This is a genomic window from Streptomyces sp. MnatMP-M17, from assembly GCF_900091995.1.
Classification (GTDB): Bacteria; Actinomycetota; Actinomycetes; order Streptomycetales; family Streptomycetaceae; genus Streptomyces.
Window position 1 is genome coordinate 1 of record NZ_FMDK01000950.1, and the last position, 2318, is coordinate 2318.

A 2318-nucleotide genomic window follows, 5' to 3' on the forward strand; every position below is an offset into this window, starting at 1 on the left:
GCGGGCCCGCGCCGCGGCGCTCACGGCCGGCCGTGAACCGCTGTGGGACCAGCGTGCGGCGGCCGAGGGGGAGCGGCGCGCCTGGGGCACCCTCGTGGACGCCTTCGCGCCGGGCGAGAGCGCGTTGTGGAGCCGGGCGCTGCGCCGACCTGCCCTGACCGGCACCACGGAGTCCAACCCGTGGGCCGGCCGCGCACCGCTTGCTCACGAACTCGAGGGCCCCAAGCCCCAGCAGTTGCTTCCCCGCCCGGTTGGTCCCCTCGCCGGAAGCGTCCGCGGCGTCGTGGCCATCACCCCCGTCGCCCAGGGCGGCGTCGGATGCAGCACCGTCGCCCTGCAGCTCGCCGCCGCCCTGGCCCGCGGCGGCACCAGCGTGAGGCTGCTGGCGGATGGAAACGACCCGTCGTCCCCGCTTGGTAGGCAGAGCCAGCGAGACGAGGGTCCTTGGCACCTTGTCGCCGCAGGCCTGCCGACCCTGCGCGGCGCCGCTCTGCCGAAGGACCGGGAGGACGCCAAGGTTCTCGTGGAGCTTGCCCGCACGCAGGCCGACGTGGTCCTCATCGACACCGGCAACGGCGCTTACCCGCACCAGCACCTGGTGCAGGAGGCCGACCTCGTCCTGGCCGTCACGCGTTACGACCAACGGCACTGGATCGCGGCAACCGAGACCATCGACCGGCGCCCCGAGCACGTGCAGATGTGGGCCTGGCTTGACCAGCAGTACCTCCAGCGCCGGCCCCGTCGCGAGCGGAACCCCGAGCAGTTGCTGCTCGACTTCCTCGACGTCGTCTTCGCCGACTGGGTTCAGCAGCGCACCTGGTACGACGACGGTGTCGGCTCGGACTGGGAGCCGGACTGGGCCCTCCTGGCCGAACTGGAGGAGGAGGAAATCGAGGCCCGCGACATCGAACAGCTGCCCACCGAGGACGACGAGCCCGATCTCGACGCGTGGCGGACCGAATTCCTCGCCGCCGTCGCCGCCGAGGGGACACGGCGCCATCCGGCCCTGTGGCCGCAGGTCTCGGCCGCGTGGCCGGAGCGCAGCCGGCGCCGCAACCGGGCCGGCCTGCTGGCGACACAGCCGGAGGCCGCCGAACAGGAGGCCCGCTGCTGGGCGTTGCTGGAGATGATCGAATCGGAAGGGATCGCACGATGGGGTGCCGACCTGTGGCGTGACCACCGCGGGAAGTGGGCGGCCCCAGCGGCCGACGACCTGCCCCTCCTCCAGCCGTACGAGGACCTGATCGAGCACATCAACATCCCGCGCCCGAGTGCCGACGTCGTTGACCTTCTCCTGCGGCCCGTCCAAGGGTTGCCCACCGACCGCCTGATGATCACGCTCAACCGGGTGCGAGGGGACATCGAGCCGCAGCAACTCGCCGACGTCGACCGCGTCCTGGGGGAGCGCGGTACCCGGGGAGTCGCATTCGTGCCCCACCTGCCCGAACTCGCCGAACTGCCCTGGGACACCACCGTCCTGGCCGAACGGGGCGGCCCGCAAGTCGCTGCAGGCGCGCGCCTGGCCGTCGCCGTGACCGATCACCTCACCACCGGCAAGACCGCCGCTGAACGCTGAGCTCCGGCAGTCCTGGTCCGCCGGTACGGCCAGCACCGCCGGACCAGGACGCCGCATCGTCGATCGAACCCGTCACCGGTCGTCGGCAGAAGGCGCCGCTCGCCGCCGCGGGCCCGCCGCCGCAGGGCGTGGGCAGGGCCTCACCCCCACCGGCCGATCCCGTCGAGATGCTCGTCGAGGTTGGTGAGATCCTGCGCGTCCAGGACGGCCTGCGTCTCCGCCCAACGGGTGTTGTCCTTGCGGTAGATACGGACGATCTCCTGCGGAGCGGCGCCGGTCAGCCCGGCGACGATGTGCAGGGCTTCCTCGTCGAGTCCTTCGGTACGGGCGAGGAAACCGCACATCTCGATCAGGACCGCCGCGTCCGAACGGCGCAGGTCGGCGTGCTCCTCGATCCACCGGGTGAAGCCGCTGACGAACCGGGTGGGGACGTTCTCGATGTGGAAGCCGTTGGCGGTGGTGATCTCGGGGTCGATGTCCATGCGAGTCCTCTCGTCGCCGAAATGGGGTCGTAGGTATAGGGGGCGCGTGACCACTCGGCAGACGCCCGAGGCAGCTCCGTAGGGGACGCGACGAAGGATTTGGCGCGCAGGAAGGGCCCGGCCGCCTCGGCGGGAGGCCAGCTGCGGTTGGTGGGCCCGCGCCGGTCGGACGGCCCGGCGAGGGCACCAGGGCATGGATCGTCGCCGTGACACGGCGGGCGGGCCGGCTGGAGACGGCCGGCGGGCGTCATCGGCGGCGC

General features: G+C 72.3%; 2 protein-coding genes. One reads left to right on the forward strand and one right to left on the reverse strand.

Translation table 11 applies throughout. The annotated features are described in order from the left end of the window. Window positions 1-1576 (forward strand): hypothetical protein (locus GA0115259_RS40830; protein ID WP_202450599.1); only part of this gene is annotated, 1576 nt, incomplete at its 5' end. A 140-nt stretch (window positions 1577-1716) separates the two neighbouring features. Here GA0115259_RS40830 and GA0115259_RS34015 read toward each other — a convergent pair. Continuing rightward, complete coding sequence (locus GA0115259_RS34015) at window positions 1717-2058, reverse strand: hypothetical protein (protein WP_093604057.1); 342 nt, start codon at window positions 2056-2058, stop codon at window positions 1717-1719. Window positions 2059-2318 lie beyond the last annotated feature (260 nt).